Annotated in this window: 26 protein-coding genes; 8 read left to right on the top strand and 18 right to left on the bottom strand. The window is 63.0% G+C overall.

The genetic code is table 11. The features are described 5' to 3' along the window. Positions 1-156 precede the first annotated feature (156 nt). The gene (locus BMX27_RS04510; protein ID WP_090158649.1) at positions 157-2,364 is read left to right on the top strand and encodes an NADP-dependent isocitrate dehydrogenase; all 2,208 of its coding nucleotides are present in this window, start codon (positions 157-159) and stop codon (positions 2,362-2,364) included. A 99-nt stretch (positions 2,365-2,463) separates the two neighbouring features. Next, the gene (locus tag BMX27_RS04505) at positions 2,464-3,141 is read left to right on the top strand and encodes a DUF998 domain-containing protein (RefSeq protein ID WP_090158648.1); all 678 of its coding nucleotides are present in this window, start codon (positions 2,464-2,466) and stop codon (positions 3,139-3,141) included. Here BMX27_RS04505 and ybgC read toward each other — a convergent pair. From ybgC to ruvC, 5 genes are read right to left on the bottom strand one after another with little or no spacing between them, the layout of a single operon-like run. Further along, positions 3,120-3,515: a tol-pal system-associated acyl-CoA thioesterase gene (gene ybgC, locus BMX27_RS04500; RefSeq protein WP_090158647.1), complete on the bottom strand. Its 396-nt coding sequence runs from the start codon at positions 3,513-3,515 to the stop codon at positions 3,120-3,122. The two genes, BMX27_RS04505 and ybgC, sit on opposite strands and share 22 nt — an antisense overlap. Continuing rightward, positions 3,512-4,129 carry a hypothetical protein gene (locus tag BMX27_RS04495; RefSeq protein WP_090158646.1) on the bottom strand — a complete coding sequence of 206 codons (618 nt, stop codon included), beginning with the start codon at positions 4,127-4,129 and terminating at the stop codon, positions 3,512-3,514. The genes ybgC and BMX27_RS04495 overlap by 4 nt, the downstream gene beginning before the upstream one ends. A gap of 54 nt (positions 4,130-4,183) precedes the next feature. Next, entirely contained in the window at positions 4,184-5,203 is a 1,020-nt protein-coding gene (gene ruvB, locus BMX27_RS04490; protein WP_090158645.1) for a Holliday junction branch migration DNA helicase RuvB, read from the bottom strand. 9 nt (positions 5,204-5,212) lie between these two features. Further along, entirely contained in the window at positions 5,213-5,869 is a 657-nt protein-coding gene (gene ruvA / locus BMX27_RS04485) for a Holliday junction branch migration protein RuvA (RefSeq protein ID WP_090158644.1), read from the bottom strand. After that, positions 5,866-6,372: a crossover junction endodeoxyribonuclease RuvC gene (ruvC, locus tag BMX27_RS04480; protein ID WP_090158643.1), complete on the bottom strand. Its 507-nt coding sequence runs from the start codon at positions 6,370-6,372 to the stop codon at positions 5,866-5,868. The genes ruvA and ruvC overlap by 4 nt, the downstream gene beginning before the upstream one ends. A 239-nt stretch (positions 6,373-6,611) precedes the next feature. Here ruvC and BMX27_RS04475 point away from each other — a divergent pair, with 239 nt between their 5' ends. Beyond that, a complete protein-coding gene (locus tag BMX27_RS04475; RefSeq protein ID WP_090158642.1) occupies positions 6,612-6,812 on the top strand; it encodes a DUF1127 domain-containing protein in 201 nt (66 codons plus the stop codon). A gap of 74 nt (positions 6,813-6,886) precedes the next feature. Here BMX27_RS04475 and BMX27_RS04470 read toward each other — a convergent pair whose 3' ends face one another. The 5 genes from BMX27_RS04470 to BMX27_RS04450 all read right to left on the bottom strand — a co-directional run bounded on the left by BMX27_RS04470 (position 6,887) and on the right by BMX27_RS04450 (position 11,196). After that, the gene (locus BMX27_RS04470) at positions 6,887-7,231 is read right to left on the bottom strand and encodes a hypothetical protein (RefSeq protein ID WP_090158641.1); all 345 of its coding nucleotides are present in this window, start codon (positions 7,229-7,231) and stop codon (positions 6,887-6,889) included. Between the two features lie 96 nt (positions 7,232-7,327). Further along, on the bottom strand, positions 7,328-8,194 hold the full coding sequence (locus BMX27_RS04465; RefSeq protein WP_090158640.1) for a 50S ribosomal protein L11 methyltransferase: 867 nt from the start codon (positions 8,192-8,194) through the stop codon (positions 7,328-7,330). A 153-nt stretch (positions 8,195-8,347) separates the two neighbouring features. Then, positions 8,348-8,995 carry a peptide-methionine (S)-S-oxide reductase MsrA gene (msrA, locus tag BMX27_RS04460; protein ID WP_090158639.1) on the bottom strand — a complete coding sequence of 216 codons (648 nt, stop codon included), beginning with the start codon at positions 8,993-8,995 and terminating at the stop codon, positions 8,348-8,350. Between the two features lie 63 nt (positions 8,996-9,058). Next, positions 9,059-10,288: an MFS transporter gene (locus BMX27_RS04455; RefSeq protein ID WP_090158638.1), complete on the bottom strand. Its 1,230-nt coding sequence runs from the start codon at positions 10,286-10,288 to the stop codon at positions 9,059-9,061. 41 nt (positions 10,289-10,329) lie between these two features. Then, positions 10,330-11,196 (bottom strand): LysR family transcriptional regulator, encoded by an 867-nt coding sequence (locus tag BMX27_RS04450; protein WP_090158637.1) that lies wholly within the window; start codon positions 11,194-11,196, stop codon positions 10,330-10,332. Between the two features lie 94 nt (positions 11,197-11,290). On the opposite strand from BMX27_RS04450, the gene BMX27_RS04445 reads away from it, so the two are divergent. Next, on the top strand, positions 11,291-12,346 hold the full coding sequence (locus BMX27_RS04445) for a sodium-dependent bicarbonate transport family permease (protein ID WP_090158636.1): 1,056 nt from the start codon (positions 11,291-11,293) through the stop codon (positions 12,344-12,346). A 65-nt stretch (positions 12,347-12,411) separates the two neighbouring features. Here the strand turns inward: BMX27_RS04445 and BMX27_RS04440 are convergent, their stop codons facing one another. Continuing rightward, positions 12,412-14,604 carry a primosomal protein N' gene (locus BMX27_RS04440; protein ID WP_090158635.1) on the bottom strand — a complete coding sequence of 731 codons (2,193 nt, stop codon included), beginning with the start codon at positions 14,602-14,604 and terminating at the stop codon, positions 12,412-12,414. Positions 14,605-15,066: 462 nt separating this feature from the next. On the opposite strand from BMX27_RS04440, the gene BMX27_RS04435 reads away from it, so the two are divergent. Further along, complete coding sequence (locus BMX27_RS04435; RefSeq protein ID WP_056033136.1) at positions 15,067-15,786, top strand: DUF484 family protein; 720 nt, start codon at positions 15,067-15,069, stop codon at positions 15,784-15,786. Then, on the top strand, positions 15,783-16,697 hold the full coding sequence (locus BMX27_RS04430) for a tyrosine recombinase XerC (RefSeq protein ID WP_090158634.1): 915 nt from the start codon (positions 15,783-15,785) through the stop codon (positions 16,695-16,697). The genes BMX27_RS04435 and BMX27_RS04430 overlap by 4 nt, the downstream gene beginning before the upstream one ends. A gap of 4 nt (positions 16,698-16,701) precedes the next feature. Here BMX27_RS04430 and BMX27_RS04425 read toward each other — a convergent pair whose 3' ends face one another. Further along, a complete protein-coding gene (locus BMX27_RS04425; protein WP_256212389.1) occupies positions 16,702-17,316 on the bottom strand; it encodes a methyltransferase family protein in 615 nt (204 codons plus the stop codon). 83 nt (positions 17,317-17,399) lie between these two features. On the opposite strand from BMX27_RS04425, the gene BMX27_RS04420 reads away from it, so the two are divergent. Together BMX27_RS04420 and BMX27_RS04415 are read left to right on the top strand one after the other, a co-directional pair. Next, positions 17,400-18,200 (top strand): DUF3592 domain-containing protein, encoded by an 801-nt coding sequence (locus BMX27_RS04420; protein WP_090158632.1) that lies wholly within the window; start codon positions 17,400-17,402, stop codon positions 18,198-18,200. 154 nt (positions 18,201-18,354) lie between these two features. Beyond that, complete coding sequence (locus BMX27_RS04415; RefSeq protein WP_090158631.1) at positions 18,355-19,050, top strand: CDP-alcohol phosphatidyltransferase family protein; 696 nt, start codon at positions 18,355-18,357, stop codon at positions 19,048-19,050. A gap of 11 nt (positions 19,051-19,061) precedes the next feature. Here BMX27_RS04415 and BMX27_RS04410 read toward each other — a convergent pair whose 3' ends face one another. The 6 genes from BMX27_RS04410 to hisC form a co-directional block, all read right to left on the bottom strand. Continuing rightward, positions 19,062-19,514: a methylated-DNA--[protein]-cysteine S-methyltransferase gene (locus tag BMX27_RS04410; RefSeq protein ID WP_090158630.1), complete on the bottom strand. Its 453-nt coding sequence runs from the start codon at positions 19,512-19,514 to the stop codon at positions 19,062-19,064. Further along, positions 19,511-19,963, bottom strand: a complete 453-nt coding sequence (locus tag BMX27_RS04405; protein ID WP_090158629.1) for a PaaI family thioesterase — start codon at positions 19,961-19,963, stop codon at positions 19,511-19,513. The genes BMX27_RS04410 and BMX27_RS04405 overlap by 4 nt, the downstream gene beginning before the upstream one ends. Before the next feature lie 141 nt (positions 19,964-20,104). Continuing rightward, entirely contained in the window at positions 20,105-23,035 is a 2,931-nt protein-coding gene (ileS, locus tag BMX27_RS04400; protein WP_090158628.1) for an isoleucine--tRNA ligase, read from the bottom strand. Positions 23,036-23,343: 308 nt separating this feature from the next. Continuing rightward, positions 23,344-24,270 carry an extensin-like domain-containing protein gene (locus tag BMX27_RS04395; RefSeq protein ID WP_090158627.1) on the bottom strand — a complete coding sequence of 309 codons (927 nt, stop codon included), beginning with the start codon at positions 24,268-24,270 and terminating at the stop codon, positions 23,344-23,346. Continuing rightward, positions 24,233-25,150, bottom strand: a complete 918-nt coding sequence (locus BMX27_RS04390; protein WP_090158626.1) for a prephenate/arogenate dehydrogenase family protein — start codon at positions 25,148-25,150, stop codon at positions 24,233-24,235. Before BMX27_RS04390 ends, BMX27_RS04395 begins: the two co-directional genes overlap by 38 nt. After that, positions 25,147-26,235, bottom strand: coding sequence for a histidinol-phosphate transaminase (hisC, locus tag BMX27_RS04385; RefSeq protein WP_090158625.1), 1,089 nt, complete (start codon positions 26,233-26,235; stop codon positions 25,147-25,149). The genes BMX27_RS04390 and hisC overlap by 4 nt, the downstream gene beginning before the upstream one ends. Positions 26,236-26,376 lie beyond the last annotated feature (141 nt).

Here is a 26,376-nt window from a genome sequence, read left to right as displayed (position 1 = left end):
TGGCAGCGGTCCCGGCCATATCCAACATCAACCGCATACATCAGGAACGAAAGCGGAACAACAGGGCTCTGCCACGATTGGCCCGCGTGTTTGGGTGGACCGGCCTGCCCGCGTTGGATAAAGCAATCTCAACGCAGAACAGCAAGGAAGATCCCGATGGACAACCCCGATATCGTTTACACCAAGGTCGACGAAGCCCCAGAGCTGGCCTCGGCATCCTTTTTGCCGATCATCCAGCGGTTCGCGGCAGAGGCAGGCGTCACCGTCGGCACGCGCGATATCTCGCTGGCCGGGCGCATCATCGCGACATTCCCCGAACACCTGACCGAGGCCCAGCGTCAGTCCGACGATCTGGCCTTTCTGGGCGAGCTGGTGAAAACGCCGGGTGCCAATGTCATCAAACTGCCCAACGTGTCGGCCTCTGTCCCGCAGTTGGTCGCCGCCGTCAAAGAATTGCAGGCGCAAGGTTATGCGCTGCCCGACTACCCGGAATCCCCCGCCAACGACGCCGAAAAGGCGATCCGCGCAAAATACGACACGATCAAGGGTTCTGCCGTGAACCCGGTCCTGCGCGAAGGCAACTCTGACCGCCGCGCTGCTGTCGCCGTGAAGAACTATGCGCAGGCCAACCCGCACCGCATGGGCGCATGGTCCGCCGACAGCAAAACCACCGTGTCCACGATGGACGCCAACGATTTCCGGTCCAACGAAAAATCCGCGACGCTGGCGCAGGCCGCCACCGCCCGGATCGAACACGTCGCCTTGGACGGCACAGTGACGGTCCTCAAGGACGCAGTCAGCTACCCCGCTGGCACCGTCGTCGACGCGACATTCATGTCGGCGAAGGCGCTGGGCGCATTCCTGCTGGACCAGATCGCCGCGACCAAGGACGCCGGCACGCTGTTCTCCATCCACCTCAAGGCCACCATGATGAAGGTGTCCGACCCGATCATTTTCGGCCACGCGGTCAAGGCGTTCCTGAAACCTGTCTTCGACACATACGCGGATGACCTTGCGGCAATGGGTGTAAACCCGAATTCCGGTCTGGGCGGTGTTCTGTCCACGATCGCAGCCTCGCCCAAGGGCGCTGAAATCCAGGCCGCCATCGACGCGGTCATGGCCGACCAGCCGCCGATGTACATGGTGAATTCCGACAAGGGCATCACCAACCTGCATGTGCCGTCCGACGTCATCATCGACGCCTCCATGCCCGCGCTGATCCGTGCGGGCGGCAAGGGCTGGGGCCCCGACGGCCAAGAGGCCGACACCAACTGCGTGATCCCCGACAGCTCTTATGCCGCGGTCTATGACGAGGCCGTGAAAAACTGCATCGCCAATGGCGCGCTGGACCCTGCTACCGCAGGCACCGTGCAGAACGTCGGCCTGATGGCGCAAAAGGCCGAGGAATACGGCAGCCACCCCACAACGTTCGAAATCCCCGCCGACGGCACCGTCCGCATGGTGCTGGACAACGGCGATATCCTGCACGAACACGAGGTCGAAGCAGGGGACATCTGGCGGTCCGCCTCGACCCGGCAGGCCCCGATCGAGGACTGGGTCCAGCTGGCCATCGACCGTCAGGCGCTGGAAAACTGTCAGGCCGTGTTCTGGCTGGACGAGGACCGTGCCCACGACGCCGAACTGCTGAAATACGTCCGTCCCCTGCTGGACAAGGCCGGTGTCGCCGACAAATTCCAGATCCTCGCCCCGCGCGAGGCGACGGCGCTATCCTTCGACACCATCCGCAAGGGTGAAAACTCCATCGCCATCACCGGCAACGTGCTGCGCGACTACCTGACCGACCTGTTCCCAATCCTGGAGCTGGGCACCTCGGCCAAGATGCTGTCCATCGTCAAACTGATGCAGGGCGGCGGCCTGTTTGAAACTGGCGCCGGTGGTTCCGCACCCAAACACGTCCAGCAACTGGTCGAGGAAAACCACCTGCGCTGGGACAGCCTGGGTGAATTCTGCGCCCTTGGCGAAAGCCTGAAATTCCTGGCACAGGTCAAGAACAACCCCAAGGCCATGGTGCTGGGCCGTGCCGTCGATGCCGCAACCCAGGGCATTCTGGACCACGACAAATCGCCGGGCCGCAAGGTCGGTCAGCCCGACAACCGCGACAGCCACTATTACTTTGCGCTGTATTGGGCGCAGGCGCTTGCAGCACAGACCGACGACGTGGAACTGGCAGCCACCTTCGCCCCTATCGCGCAGGCACTGTCTGATGCCGAGGCACAGATCACCGCAGATCTGGCCGCAGCCCAAGGTCAGCCCGCCGACATCGGCGGCTATTACCACACAGATCCGGCCAAGACGGCGGCCGTCATGCGTCCCTCTGCGGCGCTGAACGCGATCATCGGCTGATACTACAGGCCCCGCCGGCATCATCCGGCGGGGCAATTCACGTGCGTCTCGGGAACCATTGCCTCACGCGACCGTTATCCCCGCAAGGGGGATACAGCGATGATGGACCGGACTGACGGCGACCACGACGCCAGCGGGCAGATCGTCGCCCGTGAACGCCCCGAACTGCTGATGGTCTGCGGATTTGTCGGCCTCATCGGCAGCATCGTCCCACTCTTCACCATCGTCTGGGCGGACATCGCGGCTGGTAATCACGATTTCATCGCCGATTCCATTTCCGATCTCGCGCGCGGGCCAGACCGCTTCATCATGGATTTCGGGTTCTATGCTGCCGCAGCGGGCCTGATGGCGCTGGCTATCGGTGCGGCCCACGCCCACCTGGGGCGGACCGGTTGGTCACTGGGCATCCTGGCCCTGTCACTGGCAGCACTGGTCGTGGTCATGCTGGGGTTGTGGGATGCCTTTGGCCGCACCGCCGAGGGTGACGGCATGGCCGTGCACACCCAGCTCAGCTTCATACTGGCCCCCCTCTTTCTGGTGGGGCCGCTGTTCATGGCGACAGCCATAGGTGAGCTGCATCGCGGCCTGCGGTGGTCTTTCGTCGCGGCCGGGGTCGTCTGGTTCGTCTTTGCAGCGCTGTTCAAACTGACCCCCGACAGTATCGACGGGATCTTTGAAAAAATCGCATTCGGCGGCACGTATCTCTGGACCCTGCCACTGGCCGCGGTTCTGTTTCGACGCGGCTACGACCGCAGTCACCGCTTGGCCGAGACCTGACCACGCAACGCCTTTGGCAACCGGGTCGGTTTGCCGTCCAGCGTCATGCAGACCGCCGTGACCTCGGCGCGAAACAACAGATCGTCGCCGCGCCGCACCTCTTGATCGAACACCCAGCGGACCGGGCTTTGCGCATGATGCGTCGTCACCACCGTCAGACGATCATCAAGCCGCGCCGGGCTGACGTAATCCGCCACCACGCGGGTGACCACGAACACGATCCCCGCATCGCGCATCGCGATCTGGTTCATGCCCAAATCCTCGACCATCTCGGACCGCGCACGCTCGATGTATTTGAGGTAATTGGCGTAATAGACGATGCCGCCCATATCGGTGTCTTCGTAATAGACGCGGACAGGTAACTGATGGGTCATTGCATCTTTCCCACGCGTGCCGCCAACCGCAGCGCATGGGCCGGATCATGGGCCACCACGGGCATCACCGGATCATAGGCCGCCCGGATCACCTGCGCCACCTCGGGTCGGACCACCGCCGCACCGTCCAGAATGGCCAAGGGCGACGCATCCATGAATGCGGTGTCCGACCACAACAGGATCGTCTGCACCGCCTGGCTCAGCGCCAGCGTATCCGCTGGCACCGCCTCCAGATGCTGGTCCATCCGCAGGAAAACAAAGGCCGCCTTGACCGCGCCGTCGGGATCAAACCGGAAAATCCGGTATTGATTGGCCTGAGCTGCCTGCAACCGCGCAACCAGCGCGTCCAGCTCCGGCACCAGACGGTCCAGATGCGGGACGTCCGACAGTTCGTGCCAGTCGCGGCAGAAAAACACCATCAGGTTCGCGCCCAGCTCGCCGTCCGTCTCCGCCATCTTGTGACCGGCCAATGCCACGATCGCCTCGATCGCTCCCTTGAACACCGACAGCGTGGCGTCATCGACACCGAACACAACCGGCACGATGGGTCGCCCCCAGCGCGCGCACAGATAGGTCCCGTCGCTGCGCGTAAAATAACCAGCCAGATCGTTCATCGCACGCCTCGTATCATCTTGCCCAAAATACTCCCGCCGGAGGCGCCCACCTTTTCAACCGAACAAATCCACCTGCCCCCTGGGCACGTCCAGACCAAGGTGCCGCCATGCCGCCTGCGCCAGCATCCGCCCGCGCGGGGTGCGCTGGATCAGTCCCTGCTGCAACAGGTAGGGTTCGATCACATCCTCCAGGCTGTCGCGGCTTTCCGACAGGGCCGCCGATAGTGTCTCTACACCCACCGGCCCGCCGCCATAGCTTTCCGCGATCAACCGCAGGTAACGACGGTCGGCGTTGTCCAGTCCCAGATCATCGACCCCCATGCGGGTCAGCGCACGATCCGCGATCCCCTTTTCCACGGTCCCATCGCCTTCGACCAGCGCAAAATCCACAACCCGGCGCAGCAGCCGTCCCGCGATCCGGGGCGTGCCACGCGCACGGCGCGCAATCTCGCGTGCGCCATCCGGCGTGGCAGGCGCGCCCATCAGGCGCGCGCCGCGGGTCACGATCTCGTCCAACTCCGCCACTGAATAGAATTCCAACCGCACCGGAATGCCGAACCGGTCGCGCAGCGGGGTCGTCAGCAAGCCCATCCGGGTCGTGGCCCCCACCAGCGTGAAGGGTTGCAGATCGATCCGCACCGTCCGCGCGGCAGGCCCCTCGCCGATCACCAGATCCAGCGCGAAATCCTCCAGCGCAGGATAAAGCACCTCTTCTACCGCCGGGTTCAGTCGGTGAATTTCATCGATGAACAGCACGTCCTTGGGTTCGAGGTTCGTCAGGATCGCCGCCAGATCACCGGCCTTGGCCAGCACCGGGCCAGAGGTCATGCGAAACCCCACGCCCAGTTCGCGTGCCATGATCTGCGCCAGCGTTGTCTTGCCCAGCCCCGGCGGGCCGTGAAACAGCACATGGTCCATCGCCTCGCCACGCATCCGCGCGCTTTCGATGAATACCTTCAGGTTCGACCGCGCCTCGGCCTGACCGATAAAGGCATCCAGCGTCTGCGGGCGCAGCGCGCGGTCGCCGTCTTCGGGCAGCGGCTCTGGCCGGACGAGTGGGTCGGGGTTTTCCATGGTTTACCCCTATCCCTTTGGGGCCAACAGCTTCAAGGCGGCGCGGATCACATCGCCGGTCGCCATCTCTGGTGTGATTACCTCCATCACCGCACCGGCGGCATCGCCGGGCGCATAGCCCAGGTTCACCAGTGCGGACAGCGCCTCGGCCTGCGCCGGGTTCTGGCGCGGCGTCACTTTGCGTGGTGCACGCGCTGAGGTGTCCGGCTCGATCACTGCATCGTCGTCGGGCACGGCCACGTCACCGCCGCCCATCGCCATCACGGCGGGGGCCTTGTCCTTTAGCTCGTTTGCGACGCGCTGCGCGGTTTTGGGACCCACGCCCTTGGCCTTGGCCAGCGCGTTCCAGTCGCCCAGTGCAATGGCCTTGCTGACCCCCTCTGCGCCCAGCGCACCCAGGATCGACAGCGACGCCTTGGCCCCGATCCCCTGCACTGACGTCAACAGCCGGTGCCATTCCTTTTCCACCAGCGTGGTGAATCCAAAGAGCTGCAGGATATCCTCACGCACCAGCAGGTCGGTATACAGCGCCACCGCCTCGCCGTTGCCGGGCAGGCTCGCCATGACGCGGTCGCTGACATAGACCACATAGCCCACGCCACGCACGTCGATCAGCACGTGATCCGCCCCACGATAATCGATCCGACCCGAGATTTTTCCAATCATGACGCCGCCTTTGCGATGGCGCGGGACAGATGCCCCGCCGATTGCAGATGGTGGGCATGGGTGATCGCGATGGCCAGCGCGTCTGCCGCGTCGGGGCCTGCCAGTTGCACGCCGGGCAGTTGCAGCCGGACCATGTGGTCGATCTGCGCCTTTGCCGCGTGACCGACACCGACAACAGCCTTTTTCACGGCATTGGGCGCGTATTCCCCCGCCTTGATCCCGGCCTGTGCGACGACCAGCAACGCGATCCCCCGCGCCTGCCCCAGTTTCAGGGTGCCGACCGCGTCCTTGTTCACGAATGTCTGTTCGATGGCGGCCTGATCGGGGGCGTAATCCACGATCACCTGCGTCAGCGCCAGATGCAGTGCCAGCAGACGGTCTGCCAGATCGGTACCGGTGCCGTGACAGACCCCGTTGGCCACATGCGTGATGCGACTGCCGGCGACATCGACGATGCCCCAGCCCATGTTTCGCAACCCCGGATCGACGCCCAAAACCCGCATGCCCACGCCCCTTTTGTTTTCTTTGGCCACAGGGCTAGCACAAAGCGGGAACAAACACCAAGCAAGATCAGCGCCGCACCTGTGTGTCCACGCATGTGCTGCGCCGTGAACCACGCGTTTTTTGCATATGGGCCATGCGAAAATCGGGGGTTCTGATTCATAGACCGCCCAACTACGTGGCAATCATGATATTCACCGCTGCCCATGTGTGCAGCGCAAAAACCTCACAGGACGATCCAATGGCCGTAATTTCAAACTCCCGCACCTTCAACCTGCCCCGATCACTACGCTTTGCCGGCACGTTATTTTCCGCAATCGTTGCGTGGAATGACGCCCGCGTCACCCGCAAGGCCCTGTCCGGCCTGACCGCAAGAGAGCTGGACGACCTGGGCCTGACCCGCGCCGACATCGACGCTGTTGCCCGTGGCACCTACCGCTAAGCCGAAATAAAAACGACGTGACCATGTCCCGACACGGTCGCGTCACATCTTGCCGCCTGACAGGCCCTCGCCCCTCAGTGCCGGGACGGTGCCCACAATCCGGCAATCGCGCTGGACACCGGATCAGGTTGCATCATCCACGCCGCAACCCGTTCGATCTGAACACCCTCGTTCAACTGTTCCAGCCGCGCGGCATAGTCGGCATCGCTCATGATCCCCATGACAAATGCCTTCATGCTGAAACAGCAGACAAGGATCAGCATCACACCACGCCACGGGAACGCCGGCCTGTACCCAACGGGTTGCGCGACGATCAGATTGTTGCCGTCGATGGTAAACGTCTTGCCGTGGCTCAACCGGCGACGGTTGGTGTATAAAACACTTTGGCTGCGGCCAAGGCCGCCTTTTGACAGACTCATTGCACTATTCCCCAGATCCCCACCCGTTCGCAGGCACATTAGCCCCCGTGCCATAATACGGGCAAGAGAAACGCCCAAATAAGCCGTTTTTCCGCCTTATTTGCAGAGCGTTATCGTCGTCCAGTCACCAATGCTGTCCCTTTGCTCCTCATTGTATCCAGCGCCGACATAAACAGCCGCGACACTGTCGGCCTGTTCATTCAGAATGCCCGACAATATGGCATAGCCACCCGGCGCTGTGGCGCGGAACATCGCAGGGGCCATTGCCACCAGCGGTCCCTTCAGAATGTTGGCAAAGACCAGATCAAACGGGGCAGCCTCATCCAGCGCGGCCGCATCGAAACCAGCGGCGACGATGCTGTCGATCCGCCCTTCCAGACCATTGGCGACCGTGTTGGCGATGCTTACTTCGACGGCTGTCGGGTCAATATCCGTGGCGATCACCCGGTTGGGGCTGATGTGGGCCGCAGCCATCGCCAGCACGGCCGTGCCCGCACCGATATCCACCGCATTCTGCGGCACAAAACCTTGGTCGACCAATCTGTCAAAGGCCAGCAAACACCCCAGTGTCGTGCCGTGATGCCCTGTGCCGAACGCCATCGCCGCCTCGATCAGCAGCGCGATCTTGTCATCGGGCACCTTGTCGGCATCGTGACTACCGTAGACGAAAAACCGGCCCGCAGCGACGGGCGGCAGATCGCGGCGCACCTTGGCCACCCAATCTTCGTCCGGCACTTCAGAGATGTTGAAATCCGCAGCCCCTGCGATTTTCGCCAGCACGGCCAGTTGCACCGCGTCCGGAGGGTCCGTGAAATAGGCGGCCACCTCGAACAGGCCCGATCCATCCTCGACCTCGAACACACCGATGCCTGTGGCTTCGGGGTCAAGGTGTTCCAGCCGTTCGGCCAGGTCTTCGGCCGGTGCACGGCCGTTTGTGGTGGTCAATGCGGTCCAGGTTGTCATCGCGGGTCTCCTTTGCGCCACCGCTAGCGCGGTTCACGAAAAATCGCCAGTGGCAGCGCATTGGATCAAGTAAAGCGCTCCGCGCCCACCGACCAAACAAAAACACCGGACCCAAGGGCCCGGTGTCAAAGCGACCGTCAGAATTTGCCAGTGTCAGGCAGCAGTGCCGATCGGACAGGTCACCCCTGTACCGCCAATCCCGCAATAGCCATTGGGGTTCTTGGACAGATACTGCTGGTGGTAACCTTCGGCAAAATAGAACTCCGGCATGTCCACGATTTCGGTCGTGATCTCACCGTAACCCGCCTGCGTCAGACGCGGCTGGAAATCCGCCTTGGTCCGTTCAGCCGCGGCACGCTGATCGGCATTCGCAACATAAATGCCCGACCGGTATTGCGTGCCAGCATCATTCCCCTGGCGCATGCCCTGGGTCGGATCATGGCCTTCCCAGAACACCTGCAACAAGTCGTCATAGCTGATCCTGCTGGGGTCGTAGACCACGCGCACGACCTCGTTGTGGCCGGTCTTGCCACTGCAGACTTCTTCGTAGGTGGCATTCGGCGTGTACCCCCCGGCATAGCCGACGGAGGTGGAATAGACGCCGTCCAGTTTCCAGAACATGCGTTCCACACCCCAGAAACACCCCATGCCGAACACGGCGATGTCCATGCCTGCGGGCACATCCTTGATGTCGGTACCCAGCACGTGATGGGTCGTGTCGGTCGGGATCGGCTGATCGCGCCCCGGCAGGGCATTTTCGGGGCTGACCATCTCGGACTTGGCGCGGGACATGAAAAACATGGGGGAACTCTCCTGTTCTGGATGGCCTCAATATAGGTGGGATCGGCTGCTTTTCCAGATGTCTCAGCTGGCTTGCGGCGCGGCATATCCCACCAGCCGCGTCTCGTGGCCCGGCACGGGATGGCGCGGGATCAGCAGGGCCAGACAGACCGACACACCCGCCATGCCCGCCGCCAGACCGAACACCGCACCCGGTGACACCAGCCACAACAGCCCCAGCAGCACCGGCAGGAATACGGCCGCGATATGATTGATCGTGAACGCCACGGCGGCCGTCGGCGCGATATCCGCCGGGTCCGCGATTTTCTGAAAATAGGTCTTCAACGCCAGCGCCAACCCGAAAAAGATGTGGTCGATGACATAGAGCGACGCCGCGACAGCCACGCCCCAGCCAAAGAAATAGACCCCGCCATAGGCCAGGAACACGCAAACAAGGCCAATGTATTCGAACAATAACGCGCGCTGTTCACCGAACACCGCCACGATCCGCCCCAACAGCGGTGCGATCAGCATGTTGACCACCAGCGTGATCAGAAACAGCGACGTGACCTGATGCACGTCGAACCCGAAACGTTCGACCATCATGAAACCCGCAAAAACGACAAAGATCTGTCGCCGCGCACCGGCCATGAACTGCAACGCGTAATACAGCCAGTAGCGTTTGCGCAGGACAAAGGTTTTCAACTGCGGGTGCGGGGCCTCGAACTGTGGATAGGCAAACAGCGCGAAAACCGCGACCGCCGCACAGAACCCACCCGACACCAGATAGACGAAATTGTAGGACAGCCCCAACGTCTGCCAGGTCATCACGATCGCCACATAGGCCACCAGCGTCGCCCCCGACCCCGCCGCCATGATCCAGCCCAGCATCTGCGGCGCACGCGCCTTGTCGATCCATTGAAGTTGCAGCGACTGGTTCACCGTTTCAAAGTAATGGAACCCGATGCTGGACAGCATCGTGATCGTCAGGATCCCACCCATCTGCGGGAACCACGCCGTGACCGCCGTCGACACCCCCAGCAACAACAATGCGACCAGCCCCAGCACCTGTTCGCGCATGACCATGATCAGCGCAATCACACCAATGGCGAAAAATCCCGGTATTTCACGTACCGTATGCAGCAGCCCGATATCCGCGCCATCGAACCCCGCGACCTCGACCACGAAATTGTTCAGCAGCGCCGACCACGTCGAAAACGCGACAGGCATGGCCATGGCCATCAGAAACAAGAGGAAAAAGGGCCTGCGCCAGAACGGCAACGTGCGGGCATCGGTCAGTTTGACAATACGCATGCCGCAGATTTAACTCCGCCTGCACGGATTGGCGAGAGGTATCAACCCGCGTGATGCCGCGCCAACAAATCCGCCAGATCGGGATGCGGAAACTTGCGCGGCAGCGTCACCGCGAAAAACGGCTCGATGATGCCGAGGTCAAAGGGCGCAGTCATCAGCGTGCCACCCGCGATTTCGTCCGCCACGACGACCGATGGGGCAACGGCGACACCCACGCCTTCGCGCGCCAGCAGGCGCACCATGGCCATGTCGTCCACCAGTGCGGCGATCTGCGGCGTGACCCCCAGACGCGCGCACAGATTTTCGAACCCCGCGCGGATCACGCTTTCGGTGGGCAGGATCATGGGGGCATGTTCCAGCAGGGCGGCCAACGACCGATGATCCATCCACGCAGGCTGGCCATGCAGCAAGACGGGTTGTTCGGCGATGCGCTGCGCTGCGAATCCCGACTCACCCGGTACCTGGGTGGTCAACACCACGTCCAGCGCCAATCCCGCAAGGTCGCCCAGCAAGGTGCCATGACTGCCCGATTTCAGGGTAAACGATCGTCCGGCATCCCCCAGCAACGGGGCCAGGAATTGCAGCTGGAAATTGCGCGACAACGTGGATTGCGCCCCCACCCGCAGCGGTGGCCGCGCGTCACTGGTCTGCCGCAGTACCGCCAGCAATTCATCCCCCGCGCCAAAGATCCGGTCAGCATGGTCCAACGCGATGCGCCCTGCCTCGGTCAACACAAGCGTGCGCCCCACCCTGTCGAACAGGGCCAGTCCCAGACGGTCCTCCAGCTGCCTGATCTGCGATGACAGCGCCGATTGCGCCACATTCAGACGGTCCGCGGCCCGTCCTAGATGCCCCGTGACAGCGACCTCGTGGAAATATCGCAGGTGATGATAATTCAAACGCTCCATCGTTCTTCTTTACAGAATGAATGGATCGAAAATCTATATTTTTATTTATCGTTTCAGCGCCGTAATTCCCCTGCAGCCAAACAAGGAGAGCGCCATGGACACCATCATCATGATCGGCACGACGATCCTCGACCAATTTCAACAACCGACACTCTCGTTTCTGATCGCGGGCATGATGCTCGCGGCTCTTGGCAGCCGCTTTGAAATCCCCGAACCAGTGTACAAGTTCATCGTGATCCTGCTGCTGCTCAAGGTCGGGATGGGTGCGGGCATTTCGGTCCGCAGCGCGAACCTGATCGACCTGATCGTGCCTGCCCTCGGGGCCACGGCGGTCGGCATCGTCATCGTGCTGATCGGCAGCGTCACGCTGGCGCGTCACCGGGGGGTATCGCAGGTCGACGGGTTGGCAACAGCGGGCCTGTTCGGCGCAGTCTCTGCCTCGACGCTCGCGGCGGGGATGGCGATCCTCGACGACAACGGGATGGCCTACGAAGGCTTCATCGGGGCGCTCTATCCGTTCATGGATATCGCAGCACTCGTGACCGCGATCACCATGGCGAAACTCGCGGCCGCGCGGCGGGCTGTCACCGTCAGCGGCGGCGCAGGTGTGATCGCGGGCGGACCAACCGCCAAGCCGGGCAACGCGGGCACCAACGGCGGCATGGTCCGCGACATCCTCGTTGATACCTTTCAAAGCCCTGCCATCTCGGCCTTGATCGCGGGCCTTGTGCTGGGGGCATTTGCACAGCCTGAAACCGTCTATCACAGCTTCTACGAGCCTCTGTTCAAAGGCCTGTTGTCGATTCTGATGCTCATCATGGGGATGGAGGCCTGGTCACGGCTGTCGGAACTGCGCAAGGTTGCCCATACCTATATCCTCTACGGCGTGACCGCCCCCTTCATCCACGGCCTCATCGGGTTCGGGGTTGGCCTTGTGGCGCACGAACTCACGGGTTTCAGCGCAGGCGGCGTGGTGCTTTTGTCCGTGATGGCAGCATCCAGTTCGGACATTTCGGGCCCGCCCACAATCCGGGCCGCCCTGCCAGAGGCGAACGCATCGGCCTACCTCGGCACGTCAACAGGACTGGGAACACCCGTCGCAATCCTCAGCATCCCGCTGTTTGTCGCCCTGGCCGAGGCGCTGATCTGATCCGGGCCGGCGGGCGGGGCGCCTTTGCCCCGCCCGCGGGGCAAACAGCGGCGACCGGCGGCGGGTCAGTAGAAACTTTGCGGGTCGATATCGATGGCCATGCGCAGCTCGCCACGCAGTTTGAACTGCGCCGCCCAGTCGGCCAGCGCCTGTTGCAGCGGCGCGCCCTTTTCCGCCTTGACCAGCAGGCGCACCCGGTGTCGCCCTCTGATCCGGGCAATCGGCGCAGGCGCGGGGCCAAAGACCTGCGCCCCGATCCGGCGCAATGGTGCATCCTGCCGCGCCATCGCCGTGCCAAGATCAAACACCTCTTGCACGTTGGTGGACGACAGCACGATGCCCGCCATGCGACCGTAGGGCGGCACCCCCGCCGCCTTGCGCTCTGCCGCCTCGGCGGACCAGAACGCCTCTTCGTCGCCCGCAATCGTGGCCTGAATGACCGCATGTTCCGGCTGATAGGTCTGCAACAGCGCCTCACCGGGTTTTTCGGCGCGGCCCGCCCGGCCCGCCACCTGCCGCATCAGCTGGAACGTGCGTTCCGCCGCGCGCAAATCGGACCCCTGCAGTCCCAGATCCGCGTCGATCACACCCACCAGCGTGAGGTTGGGAAAATTATGCCCCTTGGCCACCAGCTGCGTGCCGATGATGATGTCGGCCCCACCCGCCGCGATTTCCGCGATATGCGCCTTCATCGCGCGCGCCGACCCATAAAGGTCGGAAGACAGCACCACCACACGCGCGTCCGGAAACAGTTCTGTCACCTCTTCGCCCATGCGTTCGACACCGGGCCCGACGGCGGACAGACGATCCTCGGCCTCGCAATGGGGGCAAACGGTCGGCATCGGTTTCGTCTCACCGCATTGGTGGCACATCAGGCGTTTCAAAAACCGATGTTCGACCATGCGCGCATCGCAGTGGTCACAGCCGATCTGATGCCCGCAGGCCCGGCACAGCGTCACCGGCGCATAGCCGCGCCGGTTGAGGAAAATCAGCGATTGTTCGCCCTTGTCGATGCGGTCCTGAATGGCCACCCGCAGGCTGGGCGAGACCCATTTGCCGCCCGGCAGATCCTCGGCCCGCATGTCGATGGCGCGCATGGTCGGCATCACCGCATCACCGAATCGCGACGTCAGGTTCAGCCGCCGGTATTTGCCCGCCTCGACATTGGCCCAGCTCTCGAGGCTTGGCGTGGCAGAAGCCAGCACAACCTGCGCGCCCACCCCAGCGGCCCGCAACACCGCCATGTCGCGGGCGTTGTACAGCACGCCGTCCTCTTGTTTGTAGGACGTGTCGTGTTCCTCATCGACGACGATCAGCCCCAGGTTCTGATACGGCAAAAACAGCGCCGATCGCGCACCGACAACCATCTGCGCGTCGCCCTGCCCGATCATCCGCCAGACGCGGCGACGTTCCGTCTGCGTCACACCCGAATGCCATTCCGCCGGACGCGCACCGAACCGCGCCTCGACCCGGTCCAGAAATTCACCCGTCAGCGCGATTTCCGGCAACAGCACCAGCGCCTGTCGCCCCTGCCGCAGACATTCGGCGACGGCCTCCAGATAGACTTCGGTCTTGCCCGATCCGGTGACACCCTTCAGCAGGGTCGTGCCATAGGTCTGCGCCTTGATCCCTTCACGCAGGACGGCGGCACCCGCCTCTTGATCCTCGGTCAGCGTCTTGCCGCCATAATCGGCATCCAGCAGCGGATAGGGCACATCACGCGGCGCGTCCTCTTCACGCACCACTCCCTGCTTTGCCAACCCCTTGACGACCGACGTGCCGACGCCCGCCATATCGGCCAGTTCCTTGCCGGTGAACGACAACCCGCCATAGTCACGCAGCACCTCGATCACGCGGGTGCGGGCATCGGTCAGTCGCGTGGGTTCCGCGTCGCCCAGGCGGTAGACCTTGCGCATGCCCGGTGCATCGCCCAGGCCCGGCGCACGGGTTGCCAGCCGCAGCATCTGGTTCAGCGGCGTCAGCGTGTAATCCGCCGCCCGTGTCAGGAAACTGCGCATCTCGTCGCGCATCGGGGCCACGTCCAGCACGCGGATCACCGACCGCACCTTGGCATAGTCGTAATCACCCGCGCCCGCCTGCCACACCACGCCCAGCACCTTGCGCGGGCCCAGGGGAACCTCGACGAAAGCGCCTAAAAAACAGCCGCCCTCGGGTGCCTTGTAATCAAGCACGCGGCCCAATGGCTGTGCTGTCAGCACGCCGATCAACTGGCCTTCGTGGAAATGAGAGGGTGTCATGGTGACCTTTGCCGTCAGAGTGACCTAGCTAATGCCTAAACCGTGCCGCGCCAACCTGCATCAGAGGTGACCGACCCGTGATTCGAAACCAAAAAACACGCAATGACTTGCCCAAGGGACCGCAAAACAACTGACTTTATGGGTTTTGCGATCGGGGGGTGCCGATGAAGTGGGCGGCGCGCCCTGATTACAGGACGCGCCATGAGGGTTGATCATCCACTCTCCTTTTCCATGAAACGTGACGGCCTCCAACGCAATCCCAGTCTTGCTTTGATCGGCGATATTTGCCGACCGTGGCAAAACGCCTTCACTTTATGCAGCACGGATCGCGGCCTTGACTAAAAACGAGGCGGGCCTGTCACCCGGGCGCATCATCTGCCGACGTGGCCGCATTTTTCCTGTCCGTCGCAGCGCATGATCTGCTAGGGTCGTAAAAAATAACACCGTCAAAAAGAAGGTGACATGAGCAGTCAGCCCCAGATTTCCGGTCCCATCCGGGACCGAATCCTGTCTGATCCACAGCTTGTGCTGGAGGATCACGACATCATGCGCGCCCTGGTGGCCGCGAACGAAAAAACCATGGGCAGCAATATCGTCGATCTGCGCGGTATCGCGATGGAACGGCTCGAGGCGCGTCTTGACCGGTTGGAGGACACCCACCGGTCCGTCATTGCTGCGGCCTACGACAACCTTGCCGGGACAAATCAGGTACACCGTGCCGTGCTGCGCCTGATGGAAGCGTCAAAGTTCGAGACCTTTCTTGCGGACCTTGCAGGTGATGTCGCCGATACGATGCGTGTGGACGCCATGCGATTGGTGCTGGAAACGCAGGCCAGCCCGGATGATCCCGCGATCAAGACCCTCTCGGGCATTCTGTCGGTCGGCGAACAGGGCTATTGCGACGCCTATATCACCCGTGGCCGCGATATTCCCGTGCGCACGGTCACCTTGCGGCAGGTGCAGGACCACGGGGCCGACGTCTATGGCGAAGCCGCTGAATACATCCGGTCAGAGGCCTGCCTGAAACTGGACCTTGGCACCGGGCGCCTGCCCGGCATGCTGGTCATGGGATCAGAGGACCCGCATCTGTTCACGCCGCAACAAGGGCCGGACCTGCTGACGTTCTTTGGCGGGGTGTTCGAGAGGACACTGAAACGCTGGCTGGAACAGGGGGCGGCATGATCGCCCCCCAGCTGACCCACGCACTTGCGGGATGGCTGGACCACTGCCGGGCGCTGAACGGCGCCTCCGAGAATACGATCACCGCCTACCGCGGTGATGTCATGGGATTTCTGGCCTTCATGCAGACCCATCACGGCGACCAAGTTGGTCTGGGCCCCATCGCCCGGATCACGACGGGCGACATGCGCGCCTGGATGGCCCACGAGCGCGGGCGCGGTGTTGGGGCGCGCAGCCTCGCCCGCAGCCTGTCGGCGGTGAAAACATTCTACCGCTGGCTCTCCGACCGCGAAGGGTTTGAACCCACGGCCGTCCTGTCCATCCGCGCCCCGAAATTCACGAAAAAGCTGCCACGTCCGCTGGAAATCGACGCCGCCCGCGCGATGATCGACAGGGTCGAATGTCAGGCGACAGAACCTTGGGTCGCCGCCCGCGACGTGGCCGTCGTGACCGTCCTGTATGGATGCGGGTTGCGCATATCAGAGGCGCTGGGCCTCACCGCGCGCGCCCTGCCGCTGCCCGACATCCTGCGGATCAAGGGTAAGGGCGGCAAGGAACGGATCGTGCCCGTGATTCCCGCCGCCCGCACAGCCGTCGATGCCTATGCCCGCCTGTGCCCGCATGACCTGACCGGCAATGCGCCGCTGTTTCGTGGCATCCGTGGCGGTCCACTGAACCCGCGCGCCGTGCAAAAGGTGATGGAGCTCTCGCGCCTGCAACTGGGCCTGCCCGCCAGCGCCACGCCGCATGCGCTGCGCCACAGCTTTGCCACCCACCTGCTGACCGCAGGTGGCGATCTGCGCACGATTCAGGAACTCTTGGGTCATGCCAGCCTGTCAACAACACAGGCCTATACGTCAGTTGATTCCGTGCGCCTGATGGAAGTCTACGACGCAGCCCATCCGCGCGCCTGATGCGTCAGTAGATCGCAAGCGCGGACCAGCCCAAAACCTCGTGAAATCCGCCAATGGCTTCGGCCAGCGGGATGAAGGCCAGGAAAACCAGCGCATCCGCCATGTTGGTGCGCATGTTGGACACGAAAAACGTCACCTCTTCGGGTGTGGAAAACAACGACAGATCAGGCACGATCAGCGGCACCCGTTCAGCGTAGGTCGCGTAGGTGTCCGGGAATGCCGCGCGCAGAAACTCTTCTTCCTTTTGGGCGGTCTGCATCAACACAACGTAGGTCAGTCCGCCGATCACGACGGCCAGCACGATGGACCCCAGCATGATGCCCAGACCGGTCGCCGCGATGGTCGAAAACAGATACAGCGGATGGCGGCACATCGAATAGGGGCCGTCCTGCATCACCATCCCGTTCTTGCGGCCGCCGATATACAGCATGGCCCAGAAACGGCCCAGCACGCCCGCGATCACCACCAACGCGCCAAGCGGTTCCAGCACTTCGGCCATAATGCTTTCGTCACCCCAGGCCGAGGTCGTAAACAGCACCAGCGGCACAAGTAGCAATGCCAGACCACGCAGCAGCCGGATGCGCTTGCGTTGGTTGGCAGGCTTTGTAATTCCGTTCACGATCTTGTCCTTCCGCAGGCTGGCCCACGCACTTGATAAGCTTTTTCAGGCGTCCAACAAGTCGTCTTGCGACCTGATTGGCGATGGCCGACACGACCGTATCAGCACAGCCCGGATGGATCATTCTGCGCAGCAGGGCTAGAAACAGCACCATGAAAACCGATACGCAAACCCCTCCGAAATCGATCCTCGCACTGTTTTTTCAACTCGGCGGGATGGTGGTCCCGATTTTGCTGATCTGGGCGTGGCTTGTCTATTCATTTGCGGCACAACACATCGATTCTGCCCGCCAATTCACCGAACGTGGTGAAACGACTCTCGCGACAGTAGTCAGCAAAGAATATGAGAGGAAACGGACCGTGGATGGCGAAATGTTCACGCTCTACCTTCTTGACCTGAGATACGAGACCCAAGCCGGAGAGGCCATTTCCATCACGCAGTCCGTTACCGTTTTTGAGTACAACCGGATCGAGACCGGCGACACGATCGACATCATCTACCTGCGCGACGCCCCCGAAATCATCGAGGTCACGCCCGGCATCAATGCGCAGCGCGCGATGCTTTTGTGCGTTGCCCTCGCAATCGTCCTCGCCCTCGCGATTTGCATGACCTGGGTCGCCGCGAGACGCGCAATGGATGCGATCCAAGCCAGAAAACTCGGTACAAGAGAAGAGGTCGCGCTGATTGAGGTGCGCAGAAAGGGCCTTCCGATATTAAGCAGGCGTGTCCAATTAATCTGGTCCGAAAGCACGGGTCGTGCCGGACAGAGCATGAGCCGCGCGAAAGCAAAGTTCGGCGATTTCAAGCCGGGTGATCCGCTGATCGTATTTCACGGTGACAGACGCAGTTGGTGGGCTGGCGACATTGGCGATCGTGCGCCGTGACACGACCAAACGTGCGTCCACCGCGGCCGCGCCATCAATCGCGCCAGCCTGAATATCACGGGCCATCAGCATCATGGGCTTTGCAGCGCTGCATACTGGCCTTCCCCGACCGAAGGGGACATGATAGGGCACAACCCGATCCGAAAGGCCATCCATGTCTGCTGCCAACAAAGCGCTGAGCGTCCATCTCTTGACCGCGACCGGGGCCGTTCTGGCCATGCTGGCCATGCTCGAGGCCGTGCAGCAGGAATGGTCGATGATGTTCGTCTGGCTGGTGGTGGCCTTTGGCGTGGACGGGATCGACGGCCCACTGGCGCGGCGCTACGATGTGCACACCCATGCACCGCAGTTCGACGGCGTGTTGCTGGATCTGATCATCGACTATCTGACCTATGTCTTTATCCCGGCCTATGCGTTGTACGGGTCGGGCCTGATGGACGGCTGGTCGGGTTGGGTGGCGATCATCGTCATCACCTATACTTCGGCGCTGTATTTCGCGGATACGCGCATGAAAACAACAGACTACAGTTTTCGCGGGTTTCCGGGATGCTGGAACATGCTGGTGCTGGTGCTGTTCGCGCTGACGCCGCCGTGGTGGGCCTGCCTTGCAATCGTGTTCCTGCTTGCCGTCACAATGTTCGTGCCAGTGAAATTCGTGCATCCCACCCGGACCATGCGCTGGCGCAGCATCACGCTGCCGATGTCGCTGGCCTGGGTCGTATTCGCCGGTTGGGCCGCCTGGGTCGCATTCGACGATCCATTCTTCGTCGACGTGGGCCTCGTGATCACCAGCGTCTACCTGACGCTGGCCGGGGCCGTGCAGCAGATCATCTACGGCCCCGAAGGCTGACGCGCCGGCGTTCAGATCAGCAGGCCCGCCGCCCCCTCGTGCCGCAGCAACGCGACCTTGTCCTCGATCCCGCGTGGGCCTGAAAATCCGCCCAATCCGCCGGCCCCCAGCACCCGGTGGCAGGGAATCAGGATCGGCACCGGGTTCGCACCGCACGCCTGCCCCACGGCCTGCGCACTCACGCCAAGGTCACGCGCCAGTTCCCCGTAGGTGCGGGTCTGTCCGAACGGAATAGCCAGCAAAGCGGCCCGGAAAGCCTGCTGAAATCCTGTACCCGCAGGTGAGAGCGGCACGCTGAAACACTGCAAACGTCCCGCGAAATAGGCCCCCAATTCCGCGCGCAACTGATCTGCCAGCGCACCGACCGCCAGCGCACCGTCGCCCCAGACCAAATGGGTAATCCCCCCATTGGCAGCACAGGCACCAATCGGCCCCAAGGGACTGTGATACAAAACGGCAGTCACGCGCCCTGTCGCAGTGCCGGGTTGCGCACCGCCATCATGGTCGCCGTCAGGGTGGCAATGAGGACTTCACCCTCGACTGTCACCGCATAGGCGCGCGCCTCGGCAAAGCTAAGCGTTCGTCCTGATTTCACGACCTCGCCAACCATGCGGAAGTGGTCCCCGCGTGCAGGGTTGAGAAAACTCGCCTTGAATTCCGCTGTCAGCACCTCTGCCGCATCATCCATCAGGGTAAAGGCAGCAAAGCCCGCAGCACTGTCCATGACCGTCGTGACCACACCCGCGTGCAGAAATCCGTGATGCTGGGTCAGATCGGTCCGGAACGGCAGGGTCAGCGTCACCCGTCCGGCCGTCACCTCGGCGATCGTGACGCCGAGGGTCTGCATGATACCTTGTCTGGCGAATGCGGCAGTCATGCGCGCGATGGTGTCAGGGTGAATGTGGTCCGGCATGACTGTCCCTTTGATGCGTCGGGACCATCCTATCGCGACATGCGCAAAGAAAAACCCGGAACAGATCGACTGGCTGCGCCAGCCGATCCGCCGGGGGCTTTGCCCCCGGACCCCCAGGGATATTTTCGACCAGAAGAAGGGTCAGGACAGCGCGTCTTCGCAGCGACCGCAGACATCCGCATGGCTGTGCTGGCCAACGTCCGGTTCGATCTTCCAGCAGCGCTGGCATTTCGATCCTTCTGCCCGCAGGACCCGCACGGCAACGCCTGCTACATCCTCTGAGCGGAATGCATCATCCGGTGCCGGGTCGGTCGTCAGCTGCACATGCGACGTGATGCAGAGTGTCGCGAAGGCCTGCGCATCATGGATGACGTCAGCATGATCAGGCGACAGATAGACAATCGGCGCGGCCTCGAGTGACGATCCGATCTCCTTGTCGATCCGCTTCTGTTCCAGTGCACCCGTCACCACACGGCGCACGGCGCGGATCTGGTCGAAACGCGCGGCCAGCGCATCGTCACGCCACCCCTGCGGCGTTGCAGGGAAATCCTGCAGGTGCACCGAACTGTCGTCGCCCGGATGCGCCTCGAGCCAGACTTCTTCCATGGTGAAGCACAGGATGGGTGCCAGCCATGTCGTCAACCGTGCATGCAGCAGCCCCAGCACCGTGCGAGCCGCGCGCCGTTCCAGCGTGTCGCCGTCGCAATAGAGCGCGTCCTTGCGCACGTCGAAGTAGAACGCCGACAGGTCCAATGTCGTGAAGTCAAAGATCGCGCGCAGCACGCCCTGAAAGTCATAGGCGGCGTAGCCTGCCCGCACGTTCTGGTCCAGCACGGCGAGCTTGTGCAGGATCAACCGCTCCAGTTCCGGCATGTCGGCCGCATCCACATGATCAGCCGCCGTTACATCGGCCAGCGACCCCAGCATGAACCGCAGCGTGTTGCGCAAACGACGATAGCTGTCGGCGACCCCCTTGAGGATCTGGTCACCGATCCGCAGGTCGTTGGTATAGTCAGAGGACGCCACCCACAGGCGCAGGATATCCGCGCCGTACTGCTGGATGATCTGTTCGGGGGCCACGGTATTGCCTACCGATTTGGACATCTTCATGCCCTTTTCGTCCAGCGTGAACCCATGCGTCAGCACACCGCGATAGGGGGCATGCCCCTTGGTGCCACAGCTTTGCAGCAGGGACGACTGGAACCAGCCACGGTGCTGATCGGTCCCTTCGAGGTAGAGATCCGCCATGCCATCATCCGACCCATCCGCGCGGTCGCGCAGCACGAATGCGTGGGTTGAGCCGGAGTCGAACCAGACGTCCAGCACATCAAACACCTGGTCGTAGTCATCGGGGTTTACATCATCGCCCAGGAACCGGGCCTTGGCCCCGTCAGCGTACCAGGCGTCAGCGCCCTCAGCCTCGAACGCATCCAGGATGCGCGCGTTGACTGCATCGTTGCGCAGCAGGAAATCAGGGTCCGTGGGCAGCGCACCACGTTTGACGAAACAAGTCAGCGGCACGCCCCAGGCACGCTGGCGCGACAGCACCCAGTCGGGGCGCTGCGTGACCATCGCATGCAGGCGGTTACGTCCGCGCTGCGGAGTCCATGTCACCAATTCGTCGATGGACCGCAACGCGCGTTCACGGATCGTGGTGCCCATGTCGTCCTGACCATCGCCCACGGCGCGGTCGATGGCGGCGAACCACTGCGGCGTGTTGCGATAGATGATCGGTGCCTTGGACCGCCAGGAATGCGGATAGCTGTGCTTGATCACACCGCGCGCGAACAAACCGCCAACCTCGGCCAGCTTGGCCATGACGGCGGTATTGGCATCACCTTCCCAAGGGTTCGCCTTGTTCTTCTTGTTGGCCTTGGTCCGCAGGATCGCCTTGCCGCCAAAGAACGGCAGATCGGCGCGATAGGTGCCGTCTTCGGTCACGTTGTAGGTGATGACCTGTTCCAGCATCCCCAGATCACGATACAGCTCGAATTCCTCCATCCCGTGGGATGGGGCGCAGTGCACGAACCCGGTGCCTTCGTCATCGGTGACGAAATCGGCGGCGCGGAAATCGCGCGGCTGGTCCCATTCGCCATCGCCACCCTCGGCCCCATTCAGCGGATGCGACAACGACGTGCCCGACAGATCGCCAGCGTCCGAAACACGAGTGAATTCCGTGATCCGCGCCTTGGCGAAAACACCCTCCGCCAGCTTGTCTGCCAGCACGAAACGCTCGCCCTTGGTGACCCAATTGTCCTCTGGCGCGTCCGTGACCTCGTAGACGCCATAAGAAATATCCGAGGAATAGACGACCGCCTTGTTCGACGGCATGGTCCAGGGCGTTGTCGTCCAGATCACGACAGACGTTCCACGCAGCGCATCATTGTCCGTGTCGCGCACGGGGAATTTCACCCAGACGGTAAAGCTTTCCTTGTCCTGATATTCGACCTCGGCCTCGGCCAGCGCGGTCTTTTCCACGGGCGACCACATCACTGGCTTGGACCCCTGATACAATGTGCCGTTCATCAAGAAGGTCTGGAATTCGGCGGCGATCACACGCTCGGCATGGAAATCCATCGTCAGGTAAGGGTCGGCCCAGTTGCCGGTGATACCCAACCGCTTGAACTCCTCGCGCTGGATATCGACCCAGTTGGCGGCGAAATCACGGCATTCCTTGCGGAATTCGTTGATCGGGACGTCGTCCTTGTCGCGGCCTTTCTGGCGATACTGCTCCTCGATCTTCCATTCGATCGGCAGGCCGTGGCAGTCCCAGCCGGGGATATACCGCGCATCGCGGCCCATCATCTGCTGGCTGCGCACCACCATATCCTTGAGCGTCTTGTTCAGCGCGTGACCGATATGCAGGTTGCCGTTCGCATATGGCGGGCCGTCATGCAGGGTAAAGGGCGTGCGGCCCTGCTTTTCGCGCAGGCGGTCATAGACGCCGATCCGCGCCCAGCGCGCAAGCCAGTCAGGCTCGCGCTGTGGCAGGCCCGCGCGCATCGGAAAATCCGTGCGGGGCAGGTTCAGCGTGCTCTTGTAGTCAGGGGTCTGGGGCGTGTCGGCGCACATGATGGGCGTCCTTTCGGTCAGTCGGTATGGAAAATAGCATGACCCGGCAGCGCCAAGGGTTCAGCGCGCCGGGAGGCTAATTCGTATGATCCGAAATCCCGTCATCGATCGCGCTTATAGAACCCCGACCCTACGGCGGCAAGCGGCCCATGCTTCTTCTGGTCTCAAATATTCCCGGGGGGGCGCGGCACGCGCGGGGGCAGCGCCCCCAGTGACATATCGGGCAGCAGACATTCAGCGGTATTGTGCACGACGCCGCGTCCCTACGTCAAAATATGCCGTGCGCCCGGAACGGGCGCTCCATTGCCTTACCTGCAATAGCTGCCCGACCGGTATCGTGCGGTGTCGACATGGAAATGGTCACGGTGCGCCGCATTGGCATCAGGACCCAAAACTGTGCCGAACGGCCCGCAGGCGCTGCGCCAGACCTCTCGCAAGATCGCACCCTCGGCAGGCTTGTTCCAATCGGTCAGAAGCGTGATCTCGCGCCCCGATGCCAGCCCGATCCCTGCCACGTCCACAGCCCGACCATAGCTGTGTTCCGACAAGCGACTGCTGCCAGAGCTGCCGCCGACGCGGTTGCGGCAGGAATAATGCCCGATGACGCGTAGACGGGTCACACCCCCGCCGGTCGTGCCCACCGCAGGCTTGATCCCTTGGGCGACCCAGTCCTTCATCGCGGTGGCTGTTGTGCAATCAACCGTCGGTGCCGGTTGCAGCGTGACCCCGGAAACCGACCGGACACGCACGGCATCGGTCACCCCGCAGGCACCGGGTCCGCCGATATTGCCGATCGCCTCGCCCTGAATGGCCGGATCGCCGCAAATCTGGCCGCGCAGCCGCTCCTGCCGTCGCTCGGCTGCGGCGGACACGATACTGGCGGGGCGTGCTGCGGGACGGTCAACCGCACGCGGCGCAAAGGGGCTGAAGGCAAACAGTTCCCGTTCGGCCCGGCGCAGCGGCGTCGTCTCGTATCCGATCGCCAGACTGGGTTCCACGCGCGGGCGCAGCACGGGGCGCACAAGCGGTGCGCTGCGGGCCACATCCTCGGCCAGGCCCGTGATCTGCGGCCGCGGCACGGGCCGCGGCAGCGGCTCCTCCGCCAGACTGCGCGCGACGGGCCGCGATGGATCGCTCGCGCCCTGCGCGGCCGCGGATCCCGCCAGCGCCAGACACAGCGCCAACAGGCCCGCCAGATCAGCGCGGCTTGACGGCACGGCCAAAATTGGGCGCATCGGTATCCTGCCCGGCCTCGATGATGCCGCGCCGGATCGCCCGTGTCCGGGTGAAATAATCGTGCAGGTGGTCGCCGTCCTCGGTGCGGATCGCGCGTTGCAAGGCGAAGAGCTCTTCGGTGAACCGCCCCAGGATTTCCAGCGTCGCCTCCTTGTTCGACAGGAACACGTCCCGCCACATGGTGGGGTCAGAGGCCGCGATACGCGTGAAATCCCGGAAACCCGCGGCGGAATACTTGATGACCTCGCTGTCGGTCACCCGGCTCAGATCGTCCGCCACGCCGACCATGGTATAGGCGATCAGGTGCGGTGTGTGGCTGGTGACGGCCAGCACCAGATCGTGATGTTCGGCGTCCATCTCGTCGACGTTCGCCCCCATGCCGCGCCACAGGTCGGCCAGACGCGCAACGGCGGCGGGATCGCTGCCCTCGGCGGGCACGATGATGCACCAGCGGTTGTCATAGAGTTCGGCAAACCCCGCACGCGGGCCGGAATGTTCGGTCCCGGCCAGCGGATGGGCGGGAACGAAATGCACGCCTGCGGGCACATGCGGACCGACCGCATCGATCACGGCCTTCTTGACGGACCCCACGTCGGACAGGGTCGCACCCGGTTTCAGTGCGGGCGCGATGTCAGCCATCACCGCGGCCATTGCCCCCACCGGCACGCAGAGCACGACAAGGTCCGCATCGCGCACCGCATCAGCGGCCGTATCGCAGACCGTGCACAGGTCGATCTCGCGGGCGATGTCGCGGGTCTGCTGCGACCGGGCGTAGCCGGTGATCTCGCGTGCGAGGCCCGCACGCTTGATCGCCAGCGCCATGGACGATGCGATCAGACCCAGCCCGATCAGCGCGATCTTGTCGTAGATCACGCTCACACGTTGCCCGCCTTGAATTGCGCGATCGCGTGGACAGTGCGACGACAGGCGGATTCGTCACCCACCGTGATGCGCAGGCAATTGGGCAGGTTGTAGCCCGCGACGCGCCGCACCAGGATGCCTTCGGACCGCAGGTGATCGTCGCAGGCATTGGCCTCTGCCTCGGAGGCGAAACGCGCCAGCACGAAATTCGCGGTCGAGGTGTCCGACGGGATACCCAGTTCGGCCAGCGCATTGGCCATCCAGTCGCGGCAGCGGGCGTTTTCCGCACGACAACGCGCCACGAAATCCACATCCCGCACGGCGGCCTCGGCCGCGGCCAGCGCAGGCGAAGACAGGTTGAACGGACCACGCACCCGGTTCAGCACATCGATGATGGCCGTGGGCGCATAGCCCCAGCCCACGCGCAACCCGCCCAGCCCGTAGATCTTGGAAAAGGTGCGGGTCATGACCACGTTTTCGCGCGCCTCGACCATGGCGGCACCGGCATCGAACCCCTCGACATATTCGGCATAGGCCCCGTCCAGCACCAGAATGGCCTGCGGCGGGATACCCTCGGCCAGACGCGTGATCTCGGCCTGACCGATCATGGTGCCGGTGGGATTGTTGGGATTGGCAATGAACACCAGCCGGGTCTTGTCCGTGCAGGCCGCAAGAATCGCATCGACATCCGTGACGCGCTCGCGCTCCTTGACCTCGACCGGGGTGCCGCCATTGGCCAGCGTGCTGATCCGGTACATGGCGAACCCGTGCTCGGTGTGGATGACCTCGCCACCTTCCTCGATATAGGCTTGGCACAGGAAATGGATGATCTCGTCGGAACCCACGCCGCAGATGATCCGCGCAGCATCCAGGCCGTGCACCTCGGCAATCGCCTGGCGCAGGGACGCATGATCGGTCGAAGGATAGCGGTGCAACTCGTGCACCGCGCGGGCGACGGCGTCCTTGGCCGCGTCGGGCGGGCCAAAGGGATTCTCGTTGGACGACAGTTTCACGATGTTGGACTGACCCGCGACGGTGCTGTCACCGCCCTTGTACAGCGAGATGTCCATGATCGAACGGCGGGGAGAAATGGCAGTGGTCATCGAATACGTCCTCTAGTCTGCGCTGTTCTAGCCCCCGGCGGGCAGACTGACCAGTGACAAGCGCGCGCAGGTCACGACAGGCGCACCCCATTTTCGCGAAAATGGGTGGCCGTCCTGTTTTTCGCGAAAAACAGGGCCCGT

Origin of the sequence: Loktanella sp. DSM 29012 (genome assembly GCF_900110705.1) — a bacterium.
Taxonomy (GTDB): domain Bacteria; phylum Pseudomonadota; class Alphaproteobacteria; order Rhodobacterales; family Rhodobacteraceae; genus Loktanella; species Loktanella gaetbuli.
The sequence above is the reverse complement of the archived record's forward strand: the minus strand, read 5'-3'. Positions and strand labels throughout refer to the sequence as shown.